Raw genomic sequence first — 24001 nt, 5'->3', positions numbered from 1 at the left:
GAGCGCTGCTGGGGTAGTATTCCGGCTTTCTTTTGGACAGTGAAGGGATGCGCTGCAACAAGTGAGGTGAGGCAAGTTGACACTGATACTGGCAGGCGCTTTGGCTTTGGCGGGGACTCTGGGCGTCTCCGCTTACACTCTGGGACATTCAGCCTTCAAGGCGGGGATGGGGGTTAAACGTTGGGTGGCTGCCGGGTTGTTGCTGGGACCCGCTGCCATGTTGTTATTTAATGCACATAGGCAATTAGCGTACCGCAAAACCACTCGGCCCGGCGATAGCAAGCATTCCTTCTAGAATCGTCTATTGATTCCAAATCACAGCAAAAGGGAGCATAAATGCTCCCTTGTTTTTTCGCTGTTTCATCAGTTCCACCAACCTCTGGCAGGAACCACTTCCAGGTGGCACAGACCCTCCGGCAGTTTCACCCGTTTACGCTCTGGTTTGGTCAGACCCAATAACTTCTTGATTGATATGATCATATTGGAACCCCTTACGCAATGCTCTCAACAGAGTTAACGACTTTAATATGTGGCACTGCTGCGACTTGAGTCTCCAGCACCTTGATGTGTGGCACAGCAGCAATTTGAGTATCCAGCACCTTGATGTGTGGCACAGCAGCAATCTGAGTATCCAGCACCTTGATGTGCGGTACTGCGGCAACTTGAGTATTCAGCACCTTGATGTGCGGTACTGCGGCAACTTGAGTATTCAGCACCTTGATGTGTGGTACAGCGGCAATTTGAGTATTCAGCACCTTGATGTGTGGTACTGCGGCAATTTGAGAATCCAGCACCTTGATATGTGGTACAGCAGCAATTTGAGTCTCCAACACTTTGATGTGTGGCACAGCAGCAATCTGAGTATCCAGCACCTTGATGTGCGGTACTGCGGCGACCTGAGTATCTAGCACCTTGATATGTGGCACTGCAGCGACTTGGGTGTCCAGTACTTTAATGTGAGGGACGGCGGCAAAAGCCAGTGAACTGGTAACAACGGCGGCGGTAACTAGTATTGATTTAATCATTATTTTATCTCTCTCAGGGTAGTGGTAACAGTCAGCGGTTAACTTCTTGACGCTGAGAGAGATAAAGCAGGAGTTATGCCAAAGTGTTATTTCAGTTTTAAATTGGTTTTATTTTGGCTTTTTATCGGTTCATATGCGGTTTAAATTTGGTTTTTAAATTGTATTTTTCTTTCCTGTAAATGCGGGCAGATTTTGTTTCAGATACTCGGAAAACTCAGCTTCCGGTACGGCTTTGCTGTAAATAAACCCTTGTATTTCTTCACAGTTTAACGCTTTTAAAATACTGAGTTGTGATGAGTCTTCCACGCCTTCTCCCACAACGGAAAGCCCCATATTGTGGGCTATGGTGATGATGGAATCGACCATCTTTAGGTCTCTGTCAGACTTATCGATATCGTCGACAAAGGCTTTATCTATTTTCAAGCTGTGAATGGGGAATCGTTTCAGATAGGACAGAGATGAATAGCCGGTACCAAAGTCATCGAGTGCCAGACAGACTCCCATTTTAGCCAGTTGTTGCATGACTTTAATGGCTTTTTCCGGATGCTTGATAACAGTCCCTTCGGTGATTTCCAGTTCCAGATTAGCCGGTGGCAGGCGGGTCAGACGTAAAATTGACGCGATTCTTTGCTGCAGATCGGGAAGCGCGAATTGTCGCGACGACAAATTGACAGCCACACGGCCATCAAACAATCCCTGCTCACGCCACTGTTGGGCAGCAAAGCAGGCTTTTCGCATAACAAGGTCACCTATTTCAACAATCAGGCCGTTTTCCTCTGCCAGCGGAATAAAGTCATTGGGTGGGATCAATCCGTGTTGAGGATGATTCAAGCGAACCAAGGCTTCCATACCCGACACCAAACCGCTACGCAGGTTGATTTTTGGCTGGTAATAGACTTCAAACAGATCGTCTTTTAGGCCCTCTCGGATGAGATTTTCTACCTCCAACTGCCGGATTGCATTGCGGTTCAATGATTCTGAGTAGAACTGATAGCGGTTACCACCGGCAGACTTGGCATGGTACATGGCAATATCGGCCTTTCTCAGCAGCGCTTGCTCATTTTGCTCGTCTTCGGGATAAAGCACTATGCCTATGCTGACGCCGACAACCAGCTGTTCGCCTACCAGTTCAAAGGCTTGACCGAATGCGTCTATGACGCGGCTGGCTATCACTGCACTGGAACCTATATCGGGATTCTTGTCTACCAAAATGGCAAACTCATCACCACCGAGGCGATAAAGGTTGGTGTGTCCGGGTATAGATTGCTGCAGCCTTTCTGCGACCAGGATCAAAAGCTCGTCACCTATTTGGTGACCAAGAGAGTCATTGATCTTTTTGAAATTATCCAGGTCAAGGACCATCAGAGTGTGGTGATGATCTTTTTTCACCAGGTTGCCTAGGGTGACTTGCAGGTTGGAGCGGTTGGGAAGACCGGTCAGGAGATCATTATTGGTGAGTTTGCGCAGCTCTTCTTCCTGCTGTTTACGACGGGAGATATCGGAAAACACCCCAACATAATGGGTCAGGATCCCTTGCTCATCGTAAATCGCATCTATGGTGAGTTCCATCAAGAACTCTGAACCGTCGCCCTTAATGGCTTCTATATCGTTGCTCCAGCGACCGTACTGCTGCAATAACTGTTTTATTTGTTGATTGTAATTGTCAGGATAACGGCTGAACTGCAGCGTTGTGCCGAGCAACTGGTTGCGGCTGTGTTGGGTTAGTTCACAGCAGGCTTCGTTAACCTCAACATAATGGAAATCGGCATCCAGAATAAACATGCCTTCCGAGATATTCTCTATCGCCCGCTCGAACAGGCGCAGCTGCTCTTCTGCTGTCTTGAAACTGTTGATGTTTTTGATGGTTCCCGTCATACGAAGGGCATTGTCATGCTCATCCCGCTCAACAATTTTGGCCCTGTCGAGGATCCACAGCCACTCACCACTCTTGCTTTTGACTCTGTAGGTTGCTTCGAAATGATCTGTTTCACCGTAAAAATGTTTATTGAGTGCTTCTCTTACCCGCTCTCTATCTTGAGGGTGTATATTGCTCTCTTCACCATGGTGGCCGGAGCGCTGGCCGTCGCGGGGAAATTCGAGAGAACCCCAGATATTGGAGCGGTATATCTGCCCCGTTTCTATATCCCAGTCCCACATCTCATCACCGCTACCCCAGAGGGAGAGCTTTAGACGCTCCTCACTCAAGGCTATTTGACGCTGGATCTCTCTCTTGCGCAGCACGGCTTTGGTGATAGCCGTCAGTATCAGTAGTATCGCCAATACATAGAGAGTTTTGGCAAGCGTGGAAAGCCACCAAGGAGGGGTTATTTCAATTTGCAGTGTTCTGGTGATGCCTTGTTGCTGAGTCAAAGGATTAATCGCATAAACATGAAAGTTATAGGTACCAGGAGATAAGTTGGTGTAGGTTGCTGAGTTCGTTCCTTTCGATGAAATCCAGTCATCAGAAAGTCCCTCCATGCTATACATGAATTCGATATTATCTATATCGCTGCTAGGCGCACTGAATTTTAGAGTGAAAGGGTAGTCTGAATGCTTTAATACGACTTTTTCTGTATGTTGAATAGACTTATCCAGTACACCGTCACCAACACTCTCTTCTATGTTGAATATGAGTAGGGAGTCAATGGTTGGAATGATTCTTTCTTGAGAGTTTATATAATCAGATAGCTCGCTTATATCTAGTATGCTTACGCCAGAATTACCCCCAAATAGTAATTTGTTGTTAATTATAACGCCACTTTGAGAGTTGTATTCCAACTGAGCGCCATAACTCGAATTGATTACAAACTCTTGGTTGTCTTTAAACACTACAACTTCTTTTATTGATGATGCGGCAATTAATTCATCTGTTGCGACAATTGAGAATATGGATTTATTGTTGGAGTAAAATAATGAAGTGTTTTTTCCATCATATCTGAGTATGTTTTTAGGCGTGCCAAAATAAACGCTATTCTTGTTTGCTGACAAGCAGAAAACCATATCATGAGAATAAATATTATTGATACCACTACTGTCTTTTTTATACAAGCCACCTTGTGTTGCAATGTATAACTCATTGTTATGGCTGATCATATCAAAAACTGGGAATTGAGTGTCTACAGTAAAACTTTCTATCTCGGTTAGATTTTCTGCATCTAAAGATATTATCTGACCATCAACAGTGCCAATTAAAAACTGATCTTTTATTCTTTTCACAACGGATACAGGAGTAGCCATAATCTTTCTAATAGACATAGTATCTTTAGACAGTTGGAATAACCCGTCACTATTTCCAATCAAGAATCTATTATTGTCACTCAGTACTGACTTTGGACCAGTAAATTTACTATCAAAACTTTCACCTTTAACAAGGTCACTGTTTAATATTCGTATTTTATCACTTTGATCTGCAATAACGACATGATCGCTACTGTCTAGGCTTAATGACCAAGTCGGTTTGTTGGTTATGTCAAGCTTTTTTAACAGGTTTTTACTACTCTTCAAATAAACGAACCCTTCATTTATATTTGAAAGTAAGATTCCATTTTTAACTTTTTTTATATATGGACTTTTAAGAGAGTACTTTTTTGATGATACTCTTCCGATATAAGAGCTTGAATTATCTTTGTTCAGCTTAAAAATACTGTTGCCATAGGTATAGTAAAGGTGCTCACTGTCACCACCTAAAGAGTCGTATGTACCAGGAATGGAATTTACTCTATTCCCATCAATAAACTCAATGATTTCATCTTTTTTTGCTGCATACAGGGAATCAGAAATTTTCTCAATGTTTTCAATATTTAGGCTGATAGTTTTATTGTTGTGTAATAACTCACCCGAGTAAGTGAGAATATATTCACTATTTTTTATTAAGATACCGGATTTAATATTTTTTACAGATGTTGAGCTCTTGTGGATAGGGCTTTTTTCTATTTCATTGAAAATATAGGTATTTTTTGGTGTTGTGATAAAGAGTTTGTCATCACTTTCATCTATGCTTAGTACCGATTCTGAAAAGTTCACACCAATAAATCTTTCCGTTTCCGGATCGTATTTTGATAGTCCAGAATCTGTTCCAACAATGAGTGCTTGGTACTTTCTTGAATAGATTAAAGAACGGATGAATGAGCTTTTCAATCCAGAACCATCGTTGGAAAAAAACTGTTTGAAGGACCTTCCATCAAACCTGTTTAACCCATTTACTGTACCAACCCAGATGTAGCCATCCGGATCTTCAGCAATTGATGTAACAGTGCTTTGTGATAGCCCTTCGGGAACGCTGTAAACATCGGCTTTAAGTTGGATTGGGATGGCTGAGGCAGGAAGTGATGATACCAAAGTGAATAAAACAGCAAGCACCAGCGAAAAGGAGAGTGTGAGACCGTGCAGTGATTTAGGCATAAATTTAGTAAATTTTATAATGAGTGATGCCAGTACCGTTGAATGATAACTCTTTCAGAAAGTAGCCTGATTGTCAAAATTAAACCTTTCTATCACATACGTTTATCTCATTTCTGCCCCAGATATGTGGTGATAAATCGAGCTGTGCCATCCACTTAAAAGCATGCTGTGCTGTTATTGAATATAATACCTTTTGATTATAACTGCTGCAGCCCTTTGTCTTGGAACAATCTTCGATACCAATTGGAATGGAGAAAAATTCCTCGTTTGAGCAAGGGCAGTCCAGGGATTAAAGGTTAAACTGCTCAGCCTGTTGCTTGAAGGCGCGTAAATCTGTGATCAAGGAACCGGCTTGCAGACGTTCCAGATGTCTGTGTTGTTCTCCTGTGCTGAACAGCACCAGACGATCGCTGTGTTTGGTGCGCATTTTATCCATCATAAACTTGATCAGGCCGGCCCGGGTTTGGCGCTTGATTTCTGCTACCACCAGCTCACGCTGATTAAAGTGATAATCCTTATTGCCTATGCTGACCCAATAACGTTGGCCGCGGGTCTTGAGGTTGGCGTCATGTTCCATGACTTGGTTGATCAGTCCCTGCTTGGTGCTTTCCCACTGCTCATTGGTTATCTGCATCACGGCGTAGTTAAAGTCGGCGATAAACTCATCTATGGCTTCCAGTAATTGCAGTGGCCCGGCGGTCGGTGACTGTACATAGAAGATCATCCCCGGGTGGCGGTTCAGCGGCAGATAGCCTGTGCCCACCATATAACCGAGTTGTCTTTGGGTTCGCAGCTCGTGGAAGAAAGTTGACGACATGGTGTGATTCAGCAGGCTGAACAACGCCATTTTCTCAGGAGTGGCAAACACGGATTGGTAATAGACTATGATGGCGCTGTCCGGGTGAGCTATGTTCAGCTCCCTGAGTACGGTTCCTTTCCCCTGAAGGTTGACCAACTCCCTGGCCGATTCACGGCTGGGCTTGGAAACCAGCGACAGAATGTGGCTGAGTCGTTTTCCCAGAGACTGGGCTTCCTGTTCCAGCCAGTCACCATAGACCAGGCCTTCCAGATAGATTTTTTCATAGAAGGCGCTCACATGGTCATGCAGATCGTCTAGGGTGATATCTTCCAACAGCTCTGCCATCCGCAGTGGTTCATAACTGCGTTTTTGCAAGGTTACCGTCAAGCTGGTGAACAGCTGGGAGATGGGTTTGGCCTGGGCATGGTTATACCAACTGCGTAGTAACTGGCGTTTGATAAGGTTGAACCTCTCCTGGGTAAAACTGCGCTCCCGGGCTTTGTCTATCAGCAGCGCCAACAGGGTTTCCTGGTTGCCGGTAAAACCGGTTAAATGCAGGGTCAGCCCGCCCTGATGGGGGTAGATGTTGTAGCTGAGGCCGGCCACTTCCGCCTGATAGGTATGTTCGGTCAGATGATCGAGCAGCATCTCCACATACAGCCGGGTCAAGGCGGCATGTCTCGGCGTGGGGCTGGCCTGATCCGAATCGAGTGAGAGATACAGATGGCCCTTGGGGACATTGAACTCATCATCTTTCTTGTGCCAGATACGGTAACCGGCACCTTCGGCGACAATCACCGGCTCAGGATGCCGGCTGGGTTCACCTCGGGCTATGGCGTCTTCAACGATGAAAGGGTTAGGCCTTGGCAGCTCCATCCCGGTTTCAGCCTCTGCGCAGCGCCACAGTGCCAGCCTGGCGTCTTCTATGGGCTTAATTTGATAGGGGGTGTGATACCAGGCCGCTTGTTGCTCGGTATCCAGATCCTGGGCCACCAGTTGCAGGCGCATATTATCCGGGGTCATCAGGCTCATCAGTGCTCTGGCTTCAGCGACATCCAGGCCATCCATGCGATAGTCGCCATAGACGGTATCTTCAACCTGATAATGCTGCATATTGATGCTGAGATGACTGGCCAGATCCAAGGCTTTTATCTGCTCCTGGTAGCGAAATGCCAGTTTGAGCAGATTGGCCCTTTCCTGATAGCGCCAGTCTTCCAGCCCAGTATCGGCAATGAGTTTGATATAACCGAAGCAAGCAGCAACCACCTTGTCGGTTTGGTTCAAACCTCTGTCGGTCAGCTGAATGCTGATGCTGTATTCCTTGAAGTTGTAGCCGTTGATGCCGCCACCGGCGGAAAGCCCGTTGATAAGACCGGCTTCCTTGAGTTTGGAAAACAGGCTGCCGTGGCTCTCACTCCCAAGTAGGTGACTGATGAAGGTCAGTGGCTTACTGCGATAGAAGCGATCGATAGCGGGCAGGGCAAAGCTCAGGGTCAGGCGTTTTTGCTCTTTAAGCGGCACTATATGGATCTGCTTTTGCAGTTGCTCACTGGAGAACAGTGGCAGTTCGGGATAAGTTTTTTGCAGATCATGATTTTCTATTGCCGAAAAATAGCGTCTGGCATACTGCTCGAGCTCATCGATTGCCATGGGAGCCACCAGACACAGGGTCATCAGATTGGCGCTGTAATGGCTCTTGTAGAAGGCAAGCAGTTCTTCCCTGAGCTGTTGCTCGTCTCCGCCCAGGGTTTGCAGGTTACCGACGGAAAACTTGCTGAAAGGGTGCGCCGGGTTGACCGTCTCTTTCAATACTTGATAGATACGGCGGATATCATCTTTCTGCTTGAGACTGAACTCAGATTCTATGGCGTGTCTTTCTCTGTCCACCAACTCCTGATTGAACAAAGGTGCAATAAAGAACTGGCTGAATCTGTCCAGTGCCTCGGCAAATACCAGGGGATCTATGGCAAAGAAGAAGTTGGTGTGCTCTGTGCCCGTCCAGGCATTATTGCTGCCGCCATGTTGGTTGATAAAGCTGTGATAACCTCCTGCCTCGGGAAATTTGGCTGTACCCAGGAACAACATGTGTTCGAGAAAATGTGCCATCCCGGGGCGGGATTGAGGATCATCGAAGTGGCCGACATTGACCGCCATGGATGCGGCGGCCTGGGCAGAATGCATATCTTGCACCAGCAACACCCGCAGGCCGTTGGTCAGAGTCAGATGACGATAGCTGCGGTGGTCATTGGGGCTGGAAATGACAGACTGGCAAGTGCTCAAGGGATAACTCCCGTATAGACAGATTGTTATATATTGATAGCCTTATGCTTTTTTGGCAAATATCTCTTGGATTTTTCGACTAAAGATTGAGAGCTGTGCGGTTTGTTGCCGCGCTATAAACGGCTACAATTGACATAGAACCATAAGAACTTTTTCTGTAGTGAGTGATGTATGCAGCTTTTTCTAATGCGCCATGGTGAGGCCAGTTTCGAAGCACCCTCGGATCGGGAGCGAATGCTGACTGATGCCGGACGCCTCCATACGACACAGATGAGCAACTGGCTGAATGATTCAGTCTCTGCCTTTGATCTGGTGTTGGTAAGCCCCTACCTCAGAGCGCAGCAGACCTGGCAAGAACTGGGAAAGCACTTTCCTGAACCGCGTAAATGGATGGTATTGGATGAATTGGTACCATCTGCTGACCCTGAAATGGCTGCCAGCCTGGTGAAGGCATACGCGGAACAGTTCAAGGCTGACAAGGTGTTGGTGATAGCCCACATGCCACTATTGGGTTATATGGTCAGTGAATTGGTGGCCGGCATTGAGCCGCCGTTATTTGCGACCTCGTCAGTGGCACTTATTGATGTACATGGTCAGCAGGCAAGCGTGATGTGGCAGCAAGGGCCGCACAATATCGCCTAGTGCTTTCCCCAGGTTTAAAGCCGCCTTTAGTGCTGCAACTAACCTGAAATCATGCGCCTTATGTGATTAAAAGATGAATCTTAAAGCGCCAGCTAAACAAGGAACCCGGCCATGGCCGGGTTCCTTGCATTTATCGCGCTAAGTCTTTAAAAGGGGGCAGCTCTACTGTGGCTAGCGTCTGTGGGGATGTTCACCGATATCTATCAGTACCAACAGCGCCGCATCGCCGCCCCATTCTTTGGGAGCTTGGTGAAAGGCTTTGACCTTGGGGTGCTGCGCCAGCCACATGGGTAACTGCTGTTTGAGAATGCCGGTGCCGTAGCCGTGCATGACACTACAGCAAGGGCTGTGTTCACGGATACAGGCCTGGATCAAGGCTGCCAGTTCCAGCTTGGCTTCGGTTTGGCGGTAACCATGCAGATCCAAAAGAAAGTCAGGCACATAATCGCCTCTACGCAGACGTTTGACTTCCATGGCGTCCACATCGTTCCGACACCAACGCATAGGGCCGTTAACTGGCAATAATGGCTGGTAAACGTCTGAAAAATAACTGTCCGCCTGGATCTGAACTTCTTTTTCAGCCAGTTGCTTCTTGGTTTTGCTCGGCGGGCGGAAATGGCGTTTATCCTGGTCGAGCGGGGTGATCCCGGATACCAGTGCCTGAAATTCCGCCAGGCCTTCTTTGTCGTTTTCTTCGTTCATTAGGCTATTTTATTGAATCCTGTTTCTTCTGAACAGACTTCAGTTACAATGGGGGCGGAATAAGAATAAAGCCGGAGTCGGATTTTGGATAAGATCTTTGTGGATGAAGCCGTCACTGAATTGCGGACGGTAGGCGACATGTTGCGCTGGGCCGTCAGCCGTTTCAATGACGCCAATGTTTATTATGGTCATGGTACAGATAACGCGTGGGACGAAGCGGTTTCTCTGGTATTTCACGCCCTGCATCTGCCCGATGACATTGGTCAGCAGGTGATCCACGCCAATCTCACCAGCAGCGAAAAACACAAGATAGTTGAGCTTATCATCCGCCGGGTACGCGAGCGCTTGCCCGTGCCTTATCTGACCAACACCGCCCGTTTTGCCGGGCTGGACTTCTATGTGGACGAAAGGGTGCTGGTACCGCGTTCACCCATTGCTGAGATGATCCAAAACGGATTCGGTCCCTGGCTCTACAACAAGCCGGTAAGACGGATCCTCGATCTCTGCACCGGCAGCGGTTGCATCGCTATCGCCTGTGCCTATCAGTTTGAAGAGGCTGAGGTCGATGCGCTGGATATCAGCGAGGATGCACTGGAAGTGGCGCAGATAAACGTTGAGTCGCTCGGCGTGATGGACAGGGTGTTTCCCATGCAGTCCAATCTTTTCAGCGCAGTGCCACGAGCGCCGCAGTACGATCTGATTGTATCCAACCCCCCTTATGTCGATGCCGAAGATATTGCCGATATGCCGGATGAGTATCGCCATGAGCCGGAAATTGGTTTGGCGTCCGGTCGAGACGGCCTGGATATCACCAAACGCATTCTGGCCAATGCCGCCGATTACCTCACAGATGACGGTATTCTGGTGGTTGAAGTGGGTAACTCCATGGTGCACCTGATTGAGCAGTTCCCCGATGTACCTTTCACCTGGGTCAGCTTTGAAAATGGTGGTGATGGGGTGTTTGTGCTGACAAAAGATCAGCTAGTTGAAAATCAATCACTGTTCGCCATCTTTAAAGACAGTGAATAATAAAGCGGCCCATTAGCCAATGGGCCAGTAAAGGCGAGGTTCGGATGGCCGAACCTCAGCGCTCGGTCATTTTATCTCCAGGGGGAAATTAAGCGGATGTCGGGAAACAGCATAGGTCAGAACTTTGTCGTCACCACTTTTGGTGAAAGCCATGGGCTTGCACTCGGCTGCATTATCGATGGCTGCCCGCCAGGGCTTGAGCTGACCGAAGCCGATATGCAGCAGGATCTCGACCGTCGCCGTCCGGGTACTTCCCGCTATACCACAGCCAGGCGCGAGCCGGATCAGGTGCGTATTCTCTCCGGCGTGTTTGAGGGCAAGACCACAGGCACCTCCATCGGCCTGTTGATTGAAAATACCGATCAGCGCAGCCAGGACTACTCCAATATCAAAGATCTGTTCCGTCCCGGACATGCCGACTATACCTATCAGCAAAAATATGGCCTGCGCGATTATCGCGGCGGTGGCCGCTCCTCGGCGCGGGAAACTGCCATGCGGGTGGCGGCAGGGGCCGTGGCGAAGAAATACCTCAAGGCGGTACACGGCATTGAGATCCAGGGTTATCTCTCCCAGCTTGGGCCTATTTGCGCCGACACTCTGGATATGGCACAGGTGGAACTGAACCCCTTTTTCTTCCCCGATGCCTCCAAGCTGGAAGCGCTGGATGACTATATGCGCGAGCTGAAAAAATCCGGTGATTCCATCGGTGCCAAGGTCAGTGTGGTGGCCACCAATGTGCCGGTCGGCCTTGGCGAGCCGGTATTTGACCGTCTCGATGCCGATATTGCCCATGCGCTGATGGGAATTAATGCGGTCAAGGGCGTTGAAATCGGCGATGGCTTTGCCGTCGTCAACCAAAAGGGCTCAGAGCACAGAGATCTGATGTCGCCTGCCGGGTTTGACAGCAACCATGCCGGCGGTGTGCTCGGGGGTATCTCTTCCGGGCAACCCATAGTGGCGCATATGGCGCTGAAACCCACTTCCAGTATCAGCGTGCCAGGCAAGAGCATGACAGTGCAGGGCACTGAGGCTGAAGTGGTGACCAAGGGGCGGCACGACCCCTGTGTCGGGATCCGCGCCGTGCCCATTGCCGAAGCCATGTTGGCGATAGTCTTGATGGATCACTTGCTGCGTCATCGGGCCCAAAACCAGGATGTCAGCAGCTTTACACCTGTACTTGGAATGCGATAAATGCACGGACTGTTTCCCGCAGGGGGACAGCTCGCCTGGCTTTCTGCCTGCTATTTCTTCTTCTTTGGCATACTCGGTGTCATGGTGCCCTATCTGGGGGTATTTTTTGACAACCGCGGTTTCGACGCCGCCGAAATAGGCTTTCTGCTGGCCATACTCATGGCAACCCGCATAGTCGCGCCCAATGTCTGGGCGCTGGTGGCGGATCGCACCGGCATGCGCTCTGAGCTTATCAAGCTCGGCGCCTTTGCCGCCGCCTTGACCTATCTGAGTTTCTTTTATCATGGTGGCTTTCTCTATCTGGCGCTGAGTCTGGCCCTCTATACCTTCTTCTGGAATGCGATTCTGGCGCAGCTTGAGGTAATCACCCTGGAAACCCTGGGGGCTGAAGCCAACAAGTATGGCCTCATTCGCAGTTTCGGCAGTGTCGGCTATATCGTGCTGGTGGTGGGCACAGGCTGGGCCATCAAGGAATTTGGCCCCGAAGTGCTGCTTTATGTGGGGCTGAGTCTGTTTCTTGGGTTACTGGGCAGTGCCTTACCCTTGCCTTCGAATCGGGCTTCGGCGGGGGCCGGGCAGGATAAGCCGGCACTCAAACTCGGGCGGCCGCTGCTGTGGTTTTTACTGTCTGCCATGTTGCTTCAAGCCAGCGCAGGGCCTTTCTACGGCTTTTTCGTGCTTTATCTCAAACAGGTGGGTTACACAGAGGCCAGCGCCGGTATTTTTGTGGCTCTCGGGGCAATGGCGGAAATCTTCATGTTTATGATAGCGCCCAGGTTACTCGGTCGCTATGGGGTCAAGACGCTGCTGCTGGTGAGTATAGGCATGACGGCGCTGCGTTGGCTGCTGGTGGCTTTTGGCGCCGAAAGCATGTTGCTTTTGGGGCTCAGCCAACTGCTGCATGCCTTTACCTTCGGTTTGACCCATGCGGCATCCATCCAGTTTGTTCACCGTAATTTTGATATCAGTCACCGCAGCAAGGGCCAGGCACTTTACGCCAGTTTGAGCTTTGGCGTCGGCGGCGCTTTGGGCACCTGGATCTGCGGCCTGATTTGGGGCGATGGCAGCGGCGCCTTCTGGTGTTGGGTATTTGCCGCCGCGTGCGCCTTGCTGTCCATGTTGGCCGTGCTGGCTATTCCGGGTAGCGACTCCAGGCGTCAATCACAGAGTGACCCCATTGACGCCTGATGATTTCTTACAAGAGCAGAGCATCATTTGCCGGAGAGAGTTATGAGTAAAATGTTTCGACTGGGCCTTATCATTAATCCGCTGGCCGGGCTTGGGGGTAGTGTCGCCCTCAAGGGCAGCGACGGTGTGGCAAAAGAGGCGCTGAGCCTTGGCGCCACCCCCAAGGCCGGGCTGCGAATGGAGCAGGCCTTGGCTGTGATAACGCCTTTTGCCGAGCGCCTGCAAATTTATACCGCCTCGGGTAACATGGGCGCCGACCTGGCGCAAAAGCTGGGTTTTCGCACAAAGGTGTGTTACCAGGCGGCAATGGATACCAGTCGCAGTGATACCCAGGCTGCCGCTAAGGCCTTGATGGCGCAGGACCTGGACTTGCTGCTGTTTGCCGGCGGCGATGGCACGGCAAGGGATATCTATGGCGTTGTCGGTGAGCACTTCCCTGTACTCGGTGTACCGGCCGGGGTCAAAATTCATTCGGGTGTTTACGGCATTACTCCCCATGCATCCGGGCTGGTATTGAAGCAACTGCTGGAAGGCGCCCTGGTGAGTCTGATGAGCGCCGATGTGATGGACATAGACGAAGAGGCCTTCCGCCAAGGCACTGTCAGGGCGCGGCGTTATGGTGAAATGACAGTGCCTGCCGAGCCGCGATATATCCAGGCGGTGAAGATGGGCGGCCGCGAGGTGGATGAACTGGTGCTGGCGGATATTGCCGCCGAGGTGGTCGGCGATATGGAAGATGAGCTCTATATCATGGGCTCCGGCAGTACAGTGGCGGCCGTGATGGAGGAGCTGGGGCTCGATAACACCCTGCTCGGGGTGGATCTGGTGCAGAACAAGACCCTGCTGGCCTCGGATCTTAATGCGGCGCAGTTATTGAGTGCCACTGAAAATCAAAAGGTTAAGTTGGTCATTACCCTGATAGGCGGCCAAGGGCACATTCTTGGCCGTGGCAATCAGCAGTTGTCGCCCGAGCTTATCAGGCGCATTGGCAAGGAAAATATCATCATTCTTGCCACCAAAAGCAAACTAAAAGCACTTGAAGGCAGGCCGCTTATCGTGGATAGTGGCGACCAGAAATTGGATAGCGAACTTAGTGGCTATTATCGAATTGTGACAGGTTACCGGGATTACGTGATTTATCAGGTGGCCAACCCAGACTTAGCGGAGTAGAGCATGTTAGAGAAGTACGAACAGGCATTGGAGCAGTGGATTGGCGAGATAGTGGCCGGCGGTGACGATGATGCCCTGTTTGCCAGTGGTTACCTGCAGGGGCATTTTGCCGTGGTGCTGGCCGAGCTGGAAAACGAGTCAGAGCAAGGGCCGGATGCCTTGAATGAGCGGATGCAGCAATGCCTGAAACTGGCAGCCAAAGAGCTTGAAGATGCCGATTACCGTCTGGTGGATAACGCCTGGTCAGAACTGAAACAGCGGATCGCCGCCTGAGTCTGGTTTGAGCAAGAAAAAGCCCCGTTCGGGGCTTTTTTTGTGTCTGACTTTTTGTGTCTGAAATGATAGCGAATGCAGAGAGTTTACAGCGCCTTGCCTCTGATGAGCTTGCGCATCCACATCCGGTTGGGGTTGAGGCGCTGCAGCAGTGTACTTCCCACAGGCAAAGGCTGATGGCAAAGCTCTGATGCCAGAATTTCCGCCGCCAACGGGCCGGTACTGAGGCCGCGGGAGCCCAAACCACCAAGAACATATAGACCCGGATGCACAGGCGCCTGCGTCTGTTGCCAGTAGCGGGCACTCTCGGGAGTGTGCTGATGTTGCTGATAGCCCTGCATTAGTGCCCCGACATCCGGCGCTTGTCCCAACATGGGGAAGTGATCCCGGGTGACCATACGCACGCCCACTCTGGCACCTTGCCCCATCACCAGCCCCTGGTGCCAGTCGGCATCCGGATAACTCATGGCGATTTTTTGCAGGTTTTCTCTCTGCTCGGCTGCGCTGTAGGCCAGCTGCTCGGGATCTTTAACATAACTGGCTCCCAGGCAATGAATACCCTCCCAGGCCGGGGTGAGATAGCCCTTGGCGCAGAGTACAGTCTTAAGCGCTCCCAAACCGCCTTGGGTTGCCACTTCGCTGACCTGGCCGCGAAAGGGGGAGGCGGGCAGGGCCGAGGTTTGTGGCAGTGCCGTCAGCGAAGCGCCGCTTGCCAGCACCAATTTCTTGAATGGTCCAAAGCGGCGACCATCGGCGGCACTCAGCCACCAGTGGCTACCTTCTCTTGAAATATCGCTGATATGGGTTCGGGGTTGAAAGTCACAGTAAGTCGAGTCAACGGCATATTGGATCGCGGCGCGGCACAGGGCTCTGGGGCAGACCCAGCCCCCCAGAGGGTAAAAAAGACCATCTTCTTTTATATCCAATCCCGCAAGCTCTGTCGCCTCAGTGCTGTCGACACGGCGCAGAATATCCGAGTGCCAGTTTTGGCCCTCGGCAATCTTATTCAGACGGGCGCGACTTCGCTTATCAAAACCTGTATGCAACACACCGCAAAAGTCATGGGCGATATCGAAACCGGCGGCAGCCAGCGCGGTTATCCGCCGCCGACTAAAGAGAAAACCTTGTTGGAACAGGGTGTTGAGCTCGGATGTTTCCGGAGTCAACAGCGGGTAGAGCGCGCCCTGACGGTTGCCGCTGGCACTTTCACCCGCGTTTTCCTCGCTGCAAAATACCTGGCTGGCTTGTTTACGCTCGGCCAGCGACAACGCCAACTGACTGCCGGCCACACCGGCGCCGATAATGGCAACACTGTCATCGGCTGCAAGCGCCGGCTCCCGATAGAGTGGCCAGGGCGCCAGCCGGGCACTGCTTTGGTGCCGCAAGGCAAGGCGCTCAGCCTTGGCGATAGGCTCGAGCTCAGTTTGGTGAGTCAAAAGCAGCGATGCCGGGCTGCTAAAATCCGCAGCATTGAGGCCGCTATTGACCATTAAGGGCGCAAATCTTTCTTTTCTTTCCGGTAAGCACAGCAGGGCGGCGCTGTCTTTGGCCAGGCGAGCCATCTGCCAGGCCGCTGCCTGAGAGGGCAAGGACTCGGCAAGCCACAGCCAGTTGTCTATCCAACCTTGATGCCTTAAACCTGGCAGCTCTTTGAGCAGCGCTGCGTCGAATTCAAGATAGAGATCCAGTCTCAGCCTGCCGCCATCGAGCACAAAGCGCTGGCAGCCAGGGAGCGCCATGGGTTTGCCTGCCTGCAGCTCGGCGAGCAAACTCATTACTGCAGTCGTTTGACTCTCGGCGGATGTCGTATTTTCAGCCTTCTGCCATAATTGCAGTTTGTTTTTCAGAAGCTCGAGCGACTCGGCCTGAGAGTTTTTATCGGCGGCGAACAGCAAAAGTTGTAACACAAGCTTGGGATAATCCTGCCTTAGTTGGCTCCAGAGCTGTATCAGCGGCAACAGGGTTTCGCCGCCTACCGCCGCCAGACATATTTGCCGTCCAAGGGGCTTGTCATCGAGCCGGGTTTGTTGGTAGGGCGCAAGAGTTGTCGCCGGGGCTTGTGTTGTTTCTGCAGATGTGGGATTTTGGCTGCAAGTTTGCGTATTTTCACTGCCGGATGGCCGAAGTTGTTCCTGTTTCACGGGCAATCTTTTACTCTGGAGGCCTTGTTCGGCATTATTTTACCCAAGTTTATGGAAAGCTGACCACTTAAATGCTGTAAAACGGCTAACATGGCGTCAGCAAAAGTAGGTACTGAATTGTACGGAATGGATAGTAAAACATGAAAAGAGTCGTGATCACCGGAATTGGCGTTGTTTCAAGTATCGGTAATAACAAACAAGAAGTGACTGAATCTCTCAAGGCTGGCCGCAGTGGTATCACCCACTCGGATCAGTTTGAGGAGATGCAGCTGCGCAGTCATGTCTGGGGCGACATCAAACTCAATCCCGCAGAGCTTATTGATCGCAAGGCGTTGCGTTTTATGGGTGATGCCGCAGCCTACGCCTATTTGGCTATGCAGCAAGCTATTGAAGACAGCAGTCTGACCGAAGAGCAGTATTCAGATCCTCGTGTGGGTCTTATCGTGGGTACCGGCGGCGCTTCGTCTTCCAACCAGGTTCAGGCGGCAGACACCTTGCGTGCCAAAGGCGTCAAGCGCGTAGGTCCTTATATTGTGCCGCGGATTATGTCTTCTACTGCCAGTGCCTGTCTGGCGACGCCCTTCAAAATTAAAGGGATGAACTATTCCATCAGCTCGGCCTGTGCCACCAGTGCGCACTGTATCGGTCACGCGGTGGAACTTATCCAGATGGGTAAACAGGATATGGTCTTTGCCGGCGGCGCCGAAGAGATCGACTGGACCCTGACCATGGGTTTTGATGCTATGGGCGCCTTGTCGACCAAGTATAACGACACACCGGAAAAAGCTTCCCGCACCTATGATGCCGACCGTGATGGCTTTGTTATCTCAGGTGGCGGCGGCATAGTGATTGTCGAAGAGCTGGAGCACGCGCTGGCCCGTGGCGCCAAGATTTATGCCGAAGTCATCGGCTACGGCGCTTCATCAGACGGTTATGACATGGTTGCCCCAAGCGGTGAAGGTGCGGTGCGCTGCATGAAGATGGCGCTGGAGTCAGTAGATACACCTATCGATTATGTTAACACTCACGGTACTTCTACCCCTGTCGGTGATGTGCGTGAACTGGAAGCCTTGCGTGAAGTTTTCGACGGCCAGATACCGGCGATTGCCTCAACCAAGTCGCTGACAGGCCATGCCCTGGGCGCAGCCGGTGTTCATGAGGCTATATACAGCCTGTTGATGCTTGAAGGAGGGTTTATCGCGCCTTCCATCAATATCGACAATCTGGACGCGGCCGCAGAAGGTATGCCAATTGTGCGTGAATACCGCGACGCCGAGCTCAACACTGTTATGAGCAATAGCTTCGGTTTCGGCGGCACCAACGCCACACTGGTGATGCGCAAGTACAAGTAAGCGCCTTGATTCAGTGAAACAAGAAGGAAGCCGAATGGCTTCCTTCTTTGCTTATGAGCTGACACAGAACTTGTTAGTAGCTTCCTTAAATGTGCGCCGGACTCAGACAAGTCTGCAGGCCGCTGATAGAATAGCGGCTTAATCCACAACAGAGCAGGAAAGTCGATGAAGTTGGTGGTTGATGAAAATATGCCCTATGTGCAGCCCTTGTTTGCCGAGCTGGGGGAGATAGTGGCTGTTGATGGTCGTCATCTGGATGCGGCAACGGTAGCCGATGCCGATGTCTTGCTGGTGCGTTCGGTCACCAAGGTCAATGAGGCGCTGCTGGCAGGCGCACATAAACTTAAGTTTGTCGGCAGTGCCACCATAGGGACAGATCATGTGGACAAGGATTATCTGGCGTCCCGTAATATCCCCTTTTCCAATGCCCCAGGTTGCAATGCCACCGCAGTTGGCGAGTATGCTTTTATCGCCATGTTGGAGTTGGCCAACAGGTTTGATACTCAGCTCAAGGGTAAAACCGTTGGCATAGTTGGCGCCGGCAATACCGGCTCGGCGCTGGCGCGCTGCCTTGAAGCCTACGGAATCAAAACCTTGCTCTGTGACCCCTTACTGGCCAAGGCTGGAGACAGCCGCCGTTTTGTCAGCCTGGATGAACTGATTGCCGGCGCCGATATTGTTAGTCTGCACGTACCTCTGACCAGGGATGGCGAACATCCTACTTGGTATCTGTTTGACGAGCAGCGACTGGAGACATTGAAACCCGGCTGCTGGTTGCTTAACTGCTGCCGCGGTGAAGTGATAGACAATCGCGCGCTGATCCGGGTCAAGGCCAAACGGCCTGACCTCAAGTTGGTACTGGATGTTTGGCAAGGGGAGCCCAACCCCATGATGGAACTGGTGCCTCTGGTGGAGTTTGCTACCCCGCATATTGCCGGTTACAGCCTGGAAGGCAAGGCCCGGGGCACTTTCATGTTATATCAGGCCTTGATGGCGATACTCAATCGCCCGGCGGACAAGTCGCTTGCCACTCTATTGCCCGAGCGCTGGAATTCCCGGCTCGATATCAGCAGTATGCCCGATGAAAAGGCATTATTGTCTCTATGCCGATTTATTTATGATCTACGTGATGACGATGAAAAATTCCGGAAAATGCTGAAAAACCCCGCAGGTTTTGATGACATGAGAAAAAATCACCGCCATAGGCGAGAATTCAGTGCTTTGACTCTTTCAAACGCCGGGGGTTCTGGGGTAGATTGGTTGTCTCATTTAGGTTTTTCAGGAGTCGGTCTGTAAATGTCGCAGGAATTTAACGTTGTCGTATTGGGTGCCTCAGGGGCTGTGGGTCAAACCATGATAGAAATCCTCGAGGAGCGTAACTTCCCGGTGGCGAATCTGTTTCCACTGGCCAGCAGTCGCAGCGCCGGTGAAACTGTGAGTTTTCACGGTAAACAGGTAGAGATCCTCGATGTGGAGAGCTTCGACTGGACTCAGGCGCAGATAGGCTTCTTCTCTGCCGGTGGCGATGTTTCGGCCAAGTGGGCGCCGATAGCGGCCGATGCCGGTTGTGTGGTGATAGATAACACCTCCCACTACCGTTACGACCTGGATATTCCATTGGTTATTCCAGAGGTCAATCCACAGGCGATTGCCGACTTCCGTAACCGTAATATTATCGCCAATCCCAACTGCTCAACCATTCAGATGTTGGTGGCGCTCAAGCCTATCTATGATGCCTTTGGGATCAGCCGTATCAATGTGGCCACGTATCAGTCGGTTTCCGGTACAGGCAAAAAGGCGATTGAAGAGTTGGCGGGTCAATCTGCCAAGCTGCTGCAGGGCTTGCCTTCAGAGCCCAAGGTTTATGATAAGCAGATAGCTTTCAACGTGTTGCCGCATATAGATAAGTTTATGGAAAATGGCTACACCAAAGAAGAGATGAAGATGGTTTGGGAAACCCAGAAGATCCTCGGCGACAGCGAGGTTTTGGTGAACCCTACCGCGGTACGGGTACCTGTGTTCTATGGCCATTCGGAAGCGATTCATATCGAGACGCTGCAGCCGGTTGATGCCGCGGAAGTCAAGGCGGTATTGCGGGATGCCGAAGGCGTGGTGCTGTTTGAAGATGATGATGATTATCCGACAGCTGTCACCGAAGGTGCCGGTAGTGACCCTGTGTATGTCGGCCGGGTGCGCAAGGATATTTCCCACGATCTGGGTATAGATCTTTGGGTGGTCTCTGACAATATCCGCAAGGGCGCTGCGCTCAACAGTGTACAGATAGGCGAAATCCTAATCCGCGATTATCTCTAGAACTCTTTGTTTCTGTTGAAAAAGCCTGCAAGCAGCAGGCTTTTTTTGTTTTGCAAATGTGAACAGTAGCAGGGCGGACATTTCTGGTTTATAGTAATCTCAATAAATACAAATGCCTAAAGCCAGTCGTCAGTTGGCGAAACCAGCGCTTGAAAGGGAAGAATGGATGAACTTTCGCACTTCATATCTTGTTGGCCTGATGGCCGCTTTTTTTGCCCTGAACCAAGGTACTCTCATTGAACCCGCCCATGCAGAAGGCCTGAAAATTACCGGCCCTGATGGTCAGGTGCGCCAACAGGTACGCCAGTATGGTCCGACTACGCCATCAGACACCTTTTGGAGCATTGCCCAGAAAGTCAGACCGGATTCCAGTGTCAGCATCTATCAGGTCATGGCCGCTATATTTGAGGCCAACCCGCACGCCTTCACCTCCAATAATTACAACAGCCTGGAACGGGGCATGATACTGCTGATCCCTTCTAAAGAGGTGATGCAGGCTATTCCCCAGAGTATGGCCAGAGCCCGTGCCGAGCAGGACGACAAGAGCTGGTCTTCCGGTAAGCCGCTAAAAGCAGATGATGGCAAAATTGAAACTGCCAAAGCCCCCGAGCGTGAAAGCCAAGCCGCAAAAGAGCCAACGTCGGCCACCCAAACTCCAACGGCGGCGCAGCCATCCAAGGTAGCTACAAGTGCCAAGGAAAACAGCGCGCAGCCGAAAGTCAGTGAGCCATCGACTGAGCCAACTCAAGTGGCTGCAGACAAATCGCCAGCCACCACAACCGAAAACGCAGCCACGGAAGCAACTCCGGAAACGGCCGACGACAACAGCATTGAAGCGCTGCAGAGCCGCAATCTGAGCCTGACCGATGAACTGGGACGCGCGCAGGACATGCTCACAGTGGCTAATACCGATAACCAAGGGCTGCAAGCGCAAATCGATGAACTGAATCAGCGTCTGTCTGTGTTGGAAGAATCGCTGCAGGCCAGCAAAAAGCAGGAGCAGCAACTCAAAGCCGAAAATGCTGAACTCAAGCAGCAACTTCAAGCTGCCAGCACTACGGCTAATGAGCCGGACGACCTCTGGCGCAGCCTGATGGACAACCCGTTGTTACTGGCCCTGGCCGCGGCCATACCCGCGGTACTGCTGTTGTTATTGCTATGGAGCATGCTGCGCCGCAGACGTAAACAGAGTGATGCCCAAGCACCACAGACCGAAGCGGCTCCAATGGCTGCCGCGGCTGTCGCCGGCGCGGCCACAGCCGAGATGGCCAATGCCGACGATGAATTGGCGGTGCATCTGGATGATGATCCGGACGATTCCATTGATTCACTGCTGGATGTCGACAGCTCAGCGCTGCAGCCTGAGCCGGAAGTTGAGAGTGACAACGAGCAGATGGACATGGCGCAGGAGATGTTCATCGACTCGGGAGAGGGGGATGACGCCCAAGAGGCCGAAGATGAAGGCCAGTCCCTCGATGATCTCTGGGCCGAAGCCATGGGCGAGCAGGAGTCGGGTGAGCAGGAAGAACCCGCTGAAGAAGACTTGGACTCACTGCTGGCCGGATTGGACGATACCGATAAACAGGAAACCATTCCTGAAGAGTTGCAGGCCGAAAGTGTTCCAGCATCAGAGCCTGAGCTCAGTGAAACCTTACCCGAAGATGTGACGGCTGCTTTCGACCAGAGCTTTGAAGCCGAGCTTGAACAGAATCTCAATCTCGAACCCGAAGAGCAGAGTTCCGAGCCTGAATTGGATACAGAGCTGCAGAGTTTGGATCTGGAGAGCCAGCCCGATGACAGCGCTGTAGTCATTGATGAGGATGAAGATCTCAGTGCCGCCATCGCTGCCGAATTGGCCGAAGATGAGCAGGCTGAAGAAACTCTGGATGAGACACAGGAAGCCGATCTCGATGCGCTGCTGGCCGGGTTTGACGTCAAAGAAGACACAGAACCTCAAATTGAAGACGGTACTCAAGTTGAAGACGATAGTAAGACTGAAGCTGAGGAAGATCTCAGCGCTGCCATTGCTGCCGAGCTGGATGAGGATGACTCAGCTGATACTGAGCTGGGCGAAGAAGCTGACATTGATGCCTTGTTGGCTGGATTCGACTCGCCGGCAGAAGAGAGCACTGAAACGGAAGACTTAAGTGACGCAATCGCCGCAGAGCTTGAAGATGACAATGTTGCCATAGACTCCAGCGATACAGAGGCAGACATAGATGCCTTGCTGGCAGGCTTCGATGACTTGGGCGATGCTGTCGAGACTCAGGAAGCTGAAGCAGAGCCGGTTCAAGCTGAGGAAGAGAGTGAAGATCTGGACGCCTTGTTGGCAGGGCTTGCGGATGACGTAATTGCGATAGATAACGCTGATGAGGCGATAGCTGAGACTGGCGAGGAAGATAGCTCAGAGGTTGAGTCTGATGATGCCACTGAGCGCAGCGATGCCGAATTGGATGCCATGCTGGCAGGCTTGTCGCAGGCTGAGGACTTGGATGAGCCTAAGAAGTCCGATGAAACCGATACTTTAGCCGATGAGAGCAGGGATACCGACAGCGCGCCACAAAGCGCTCAACGCAGCGACAAGGATTCCGGCTTCTTCGACGATCTCAAGGCCGGCAGCAAGAGCCATGATCCCCATATTCTTGAGTGGGAGCCCTCCGCACCCAAAGAGCCTTTGGTTGAGGAAGAGCCCTCAGCGCCAAAAGAGCCTTCAGCGCAAGAAAAGCATTCTGCTGAGCAAGAGCCTTCAGCCATAGAAGAGCTCTTGGCTCAAGAGGAACTCTCTAACCAGGAACAGGCTGCTGATGTTGAAGACAGCCTAACAGATACCGAGCAGGCTCTGGATATTGATCTGGCCCAGAATACTGATGACAGTGACAAGAGCCTGAGCGACGATGACCTGTTGGCCGCTTTTTCTGAAAACGTTGCCAAGGAAGCCGAGGCGGATGAGGAATTCAGTCTCGAACTGGATGATGATGACTCGCTGGATCTCGAAGACCATAAACTGACAGTGGATGAAGCACTGGCGGCTCTCGATGCCAAAGAAAAAGGCAAGGTGGCTTCCAGCATGGTGCCTGAGCACGATCTCAGCGCCTTCCAGAAAGAAAACGGTTTTATCGATATTGAGCGCCTGCTCAGTGAAGCCGATGAAGGCAACAGTGATACCGACCCCTACAAGGAGCTGGATGTGGATATGGGGGAGCTCGACTCCCTCGTTGGCGCCGCCGCTATGGTCGATGTTGATGATGAGGAAAACTCTGTCAATGCCAAGCTGGACTTGGCGCGGGCCTATATCGAAATCGATGACAAAGACAGCGCCAAGGCATTGCTTAAAGAGGTGGAGCTGGACGGCAACGCCCGCCAGCAAGAGGAAGCTGCAGCCCTGATAAAAACCTTGGGCTAGAGCTCAATCAATACTCAAACGGCGCCTGGAGCGCCGTTTTTTATGCAGTCCGTTTATTGTCCGGGCTTTTTCTTGGAGGCGAATGCCCGCTC

The 24001-nt window shown here is 51.4% G+C and carries 16 protein-coding genes; 11 read left to right on the top strand and 5 right to left on the bottom strand.

From position 1 onward, the window contains the following. The first annotated feature begins 76 nt into the window (after positions 1-76). Positions 77-295 carry a hypothetical protein gene (locus ACF8D4_RS04275; RefSeq protein ID WP_231473623.1) on the top strand — a complete coding sequence of 73 codons (219 nt, stop codon included), beginning with the start codon at positions 77-79 and terminating at the stop codon, positions 293-295. Between the two features lie 196 nt (positions 296-491). Here ACF8D4_RS04275 and ACF8D4_RS04270 read toward each other — a convergent pair whose 3' ends face one another. The 3 genes from ACF8D4_RS04270 to ACF8D4_RS04260 all read right to left on the bottom strand — a co-directional run bounded on the left by ACF8D4_RS04270 (position 492) and on the right by ACF8D4_RS04260 (position 8505). Next, positions 492-1025 carry a hypothetical protein gene (locus ACF8D4_RS04270; RefSeq protein WP_144191575.1) on the bottom strand — a complete coding sequence of 178 codons (534 nt, stop codon included), beginning with the start codon at positions 1023-1025 and terminating at the stop codon, positions 492-494. Positions 1026-1178: 153 nt separating this feature from the next. Then, positions 1179-5426 carry an EAL domain-containing protein gene (locus ACF8D4_RS04265; protein WP_144191576.1) on the bottom strand — a complete coding sequence of 1416 codons (4248 nt, stop codon included), beginning with the start codon at positions 5424-5426 and terminating at the stop codon, positions 1179-1181. Between the two features lie 289 nt (positions 5427-5715). Continuing rightward, complete coding sequence (locus ACF8D4_RS04260; protein WP_144159345.1) at positions 5716-8505, bottom strand: insulinase family protein; 2790 nt, start codon at positions 8503-8505, stop codon at positions 5716-5718. 171 nt (positions 8506-8676) lie between these two features. Between ACF8D4_RS04260 and sixA the strand changes: the two genes are divergently transcribed. Continuing rightward, entirely contained in the window at positions 8677-9147 is a 471-nt protein-coding gene (gene sixA / locus ACF8D4_RS04255; protein WP_025010454.1) for a phosphohistidine phosphatase SixA, read from the top strand. A gap of 171 nt (positions 9148-9318) precedes the next feature. On the opposite strand, the gene smrB is transcribed toward sixA, so the two are convergent. Continuing rightward, on the bottom strand, positions 9319-9849 hold the full coding sequence (smrB, locus tag ACF8D4_RS04250) for an endonuclease SmrB (RefSeq protein ID WP_107004651.1): 531 nt from the start codon (positions 9847-9849) through the stop codon (positions 9319-9321). 84 nt (positions 9850-9933) lie between these two features. Between smrB and prmB the strand changes: the two genes are divergently transcribed. The 5 genes from prmB (at position 9934) to ACF8D4_RS04225 (ending at position 14700) form a co-directional block, all read left to right on the top strand. After that, positions 9934-10878 (top strand): 50S ribosomal protein L3 N(5)-glutamine methyltransferase, encoded by a 945-nt coding sequence (gene prmB / locus ACF8D4_RS04245; RefSeq protein ID WP_208183422.1) that lies wholly within the window; start codon positions 9934-9936, stop codon positions 10876-10878. Positions 10879-10974: 96 nt separating this feature from the next. Further along, the gene (aroC, locus tag ACF8D4_RS04240) at positions 10975-12069 is read left to right on the top strand and encodes a chorismate synthase (protein ID WP_044734287.1); all 1095 of its coding nucleotides are present in this window, start codon (positions 10975-10977) and stop codon (positions 12067-12069) included. Beyond that, positions 12070-13257, top strand: a complete 1188-nt coding sequence (locus tag ACF8D4_RS04235; RefSeq protein ID WP_392468415.1) for an MFS transporter — start codon at positions 12070-12072, stop codon at positions 13255-13257. A gap of 42 nt (positions 13258-13299) precedes the next feature. Continuing rightward, on the top strand, positions 13300-14427 hold the full coding sequence (locus ACF8D4_RS04230) for an ATP-NAD kinase family protein (protein ID WP_392468412.1): 1128 nt from the start codon (positions 13300-13302) through the stop codon (positions 14425-14427). A 3-nt stretch (positions 14428-14430) separates the two neighbouring features. Further along, positions 14431-14700 (top strand): YfcL family protein, encoded by a 270-nt coding sequence (locus ACF8D4_RS04225; RefSeq protein WP_025010460.1) that lies wholly within the window; start codon positions 14431-14433, stop codon positions 14698-14700. Between the two features lie 86 nt (positions 14701-14786). Here the strand turns inward: ACF8D4_RS04225 and mnmC are convergent, their stop codons facing one another. Next, positions 14787-16841: an FAD-dependent 5-carboxymethylaminomethyl-2-thiouridine(34) oxidoreductase MnmC gene (gene mnmC, locus ACF8D4_RS04220; protein ID WP_392468409.1), complete on the bottom strand. Its 2055-nt coding sequence runs from the start codon at positions 16839-16841 to the stop codon at positions 14787-14789. A gap of 140 nt (positions 16842-16981) precedes the next feature. Here mnmC and fabB point away from each other — a divergent pair, with 140 nt between their 5' ends. The 4 genes from fabB to ACF8D4_RS04200 all read left to right on the top strand — a co-directional run bounded on the left by fabB (position 16982) and on the right by ACF8D4_RS04200 (position 23909). Further along, positions 16982-18193, top strand: coding sequence for a beta-ketoacyl-ACP synthase I (gene fabB / locus ACF8D4_RS04215; RefSeq protein WP_123116167.1), 1212 nt, complete (start codon positions 16982-16984; stop codon positions 18191-18193). A 165-nt stretch (positions 18194-18358) separates the two neighbouring features. Beyond that, entirely contained in the window at positions 18359-19489 is a 1131-nt protein-coding gene (locus ACF8D4_RS04210; protein ID WP_392468406.1) for a 4-phosphoerythronate dehydrogenase, read from the top strand. Beyond that, on the top strand, positions 19490-20506 hold the full coding sequence (locus ACF8D4_RS04205) for an aspartate-semialdehyde dehydrogenase (RefSeq protein WP_025010462.1): 1017 nt from the start codon (positions 19490-19492) through the stop codon (positions 20504-20506). Positions 20507-20672: 166 nt separating this feature from the next. Beyond that, a complete protein-coding gene (locus ACF8D4_RS04200) occupies positions 20673-23909 on the top strand; it encodes a FimV/HubP family polar landmark protein (protein WP_392468403.1) in 3237 nt (1078 codons plus the stop codon). Positions 23910-24001 lie beyond the last annotated feature (92 nt).

Origin of the sequence: Shewanella sp. YQ_9 (assembly GCF_043103185.1) — a bacterium.
Lineage (GTDB): Bacteria > Pseudomonadota > Gammaproteobacteria > Enterobacterales > Shewanellaceae > Shewanella > Shewanella algae.
Note: the sequence above shows the minus strand (reverse complement) of the source record. Positions and strands in the feature narration are given on the sequence as shown.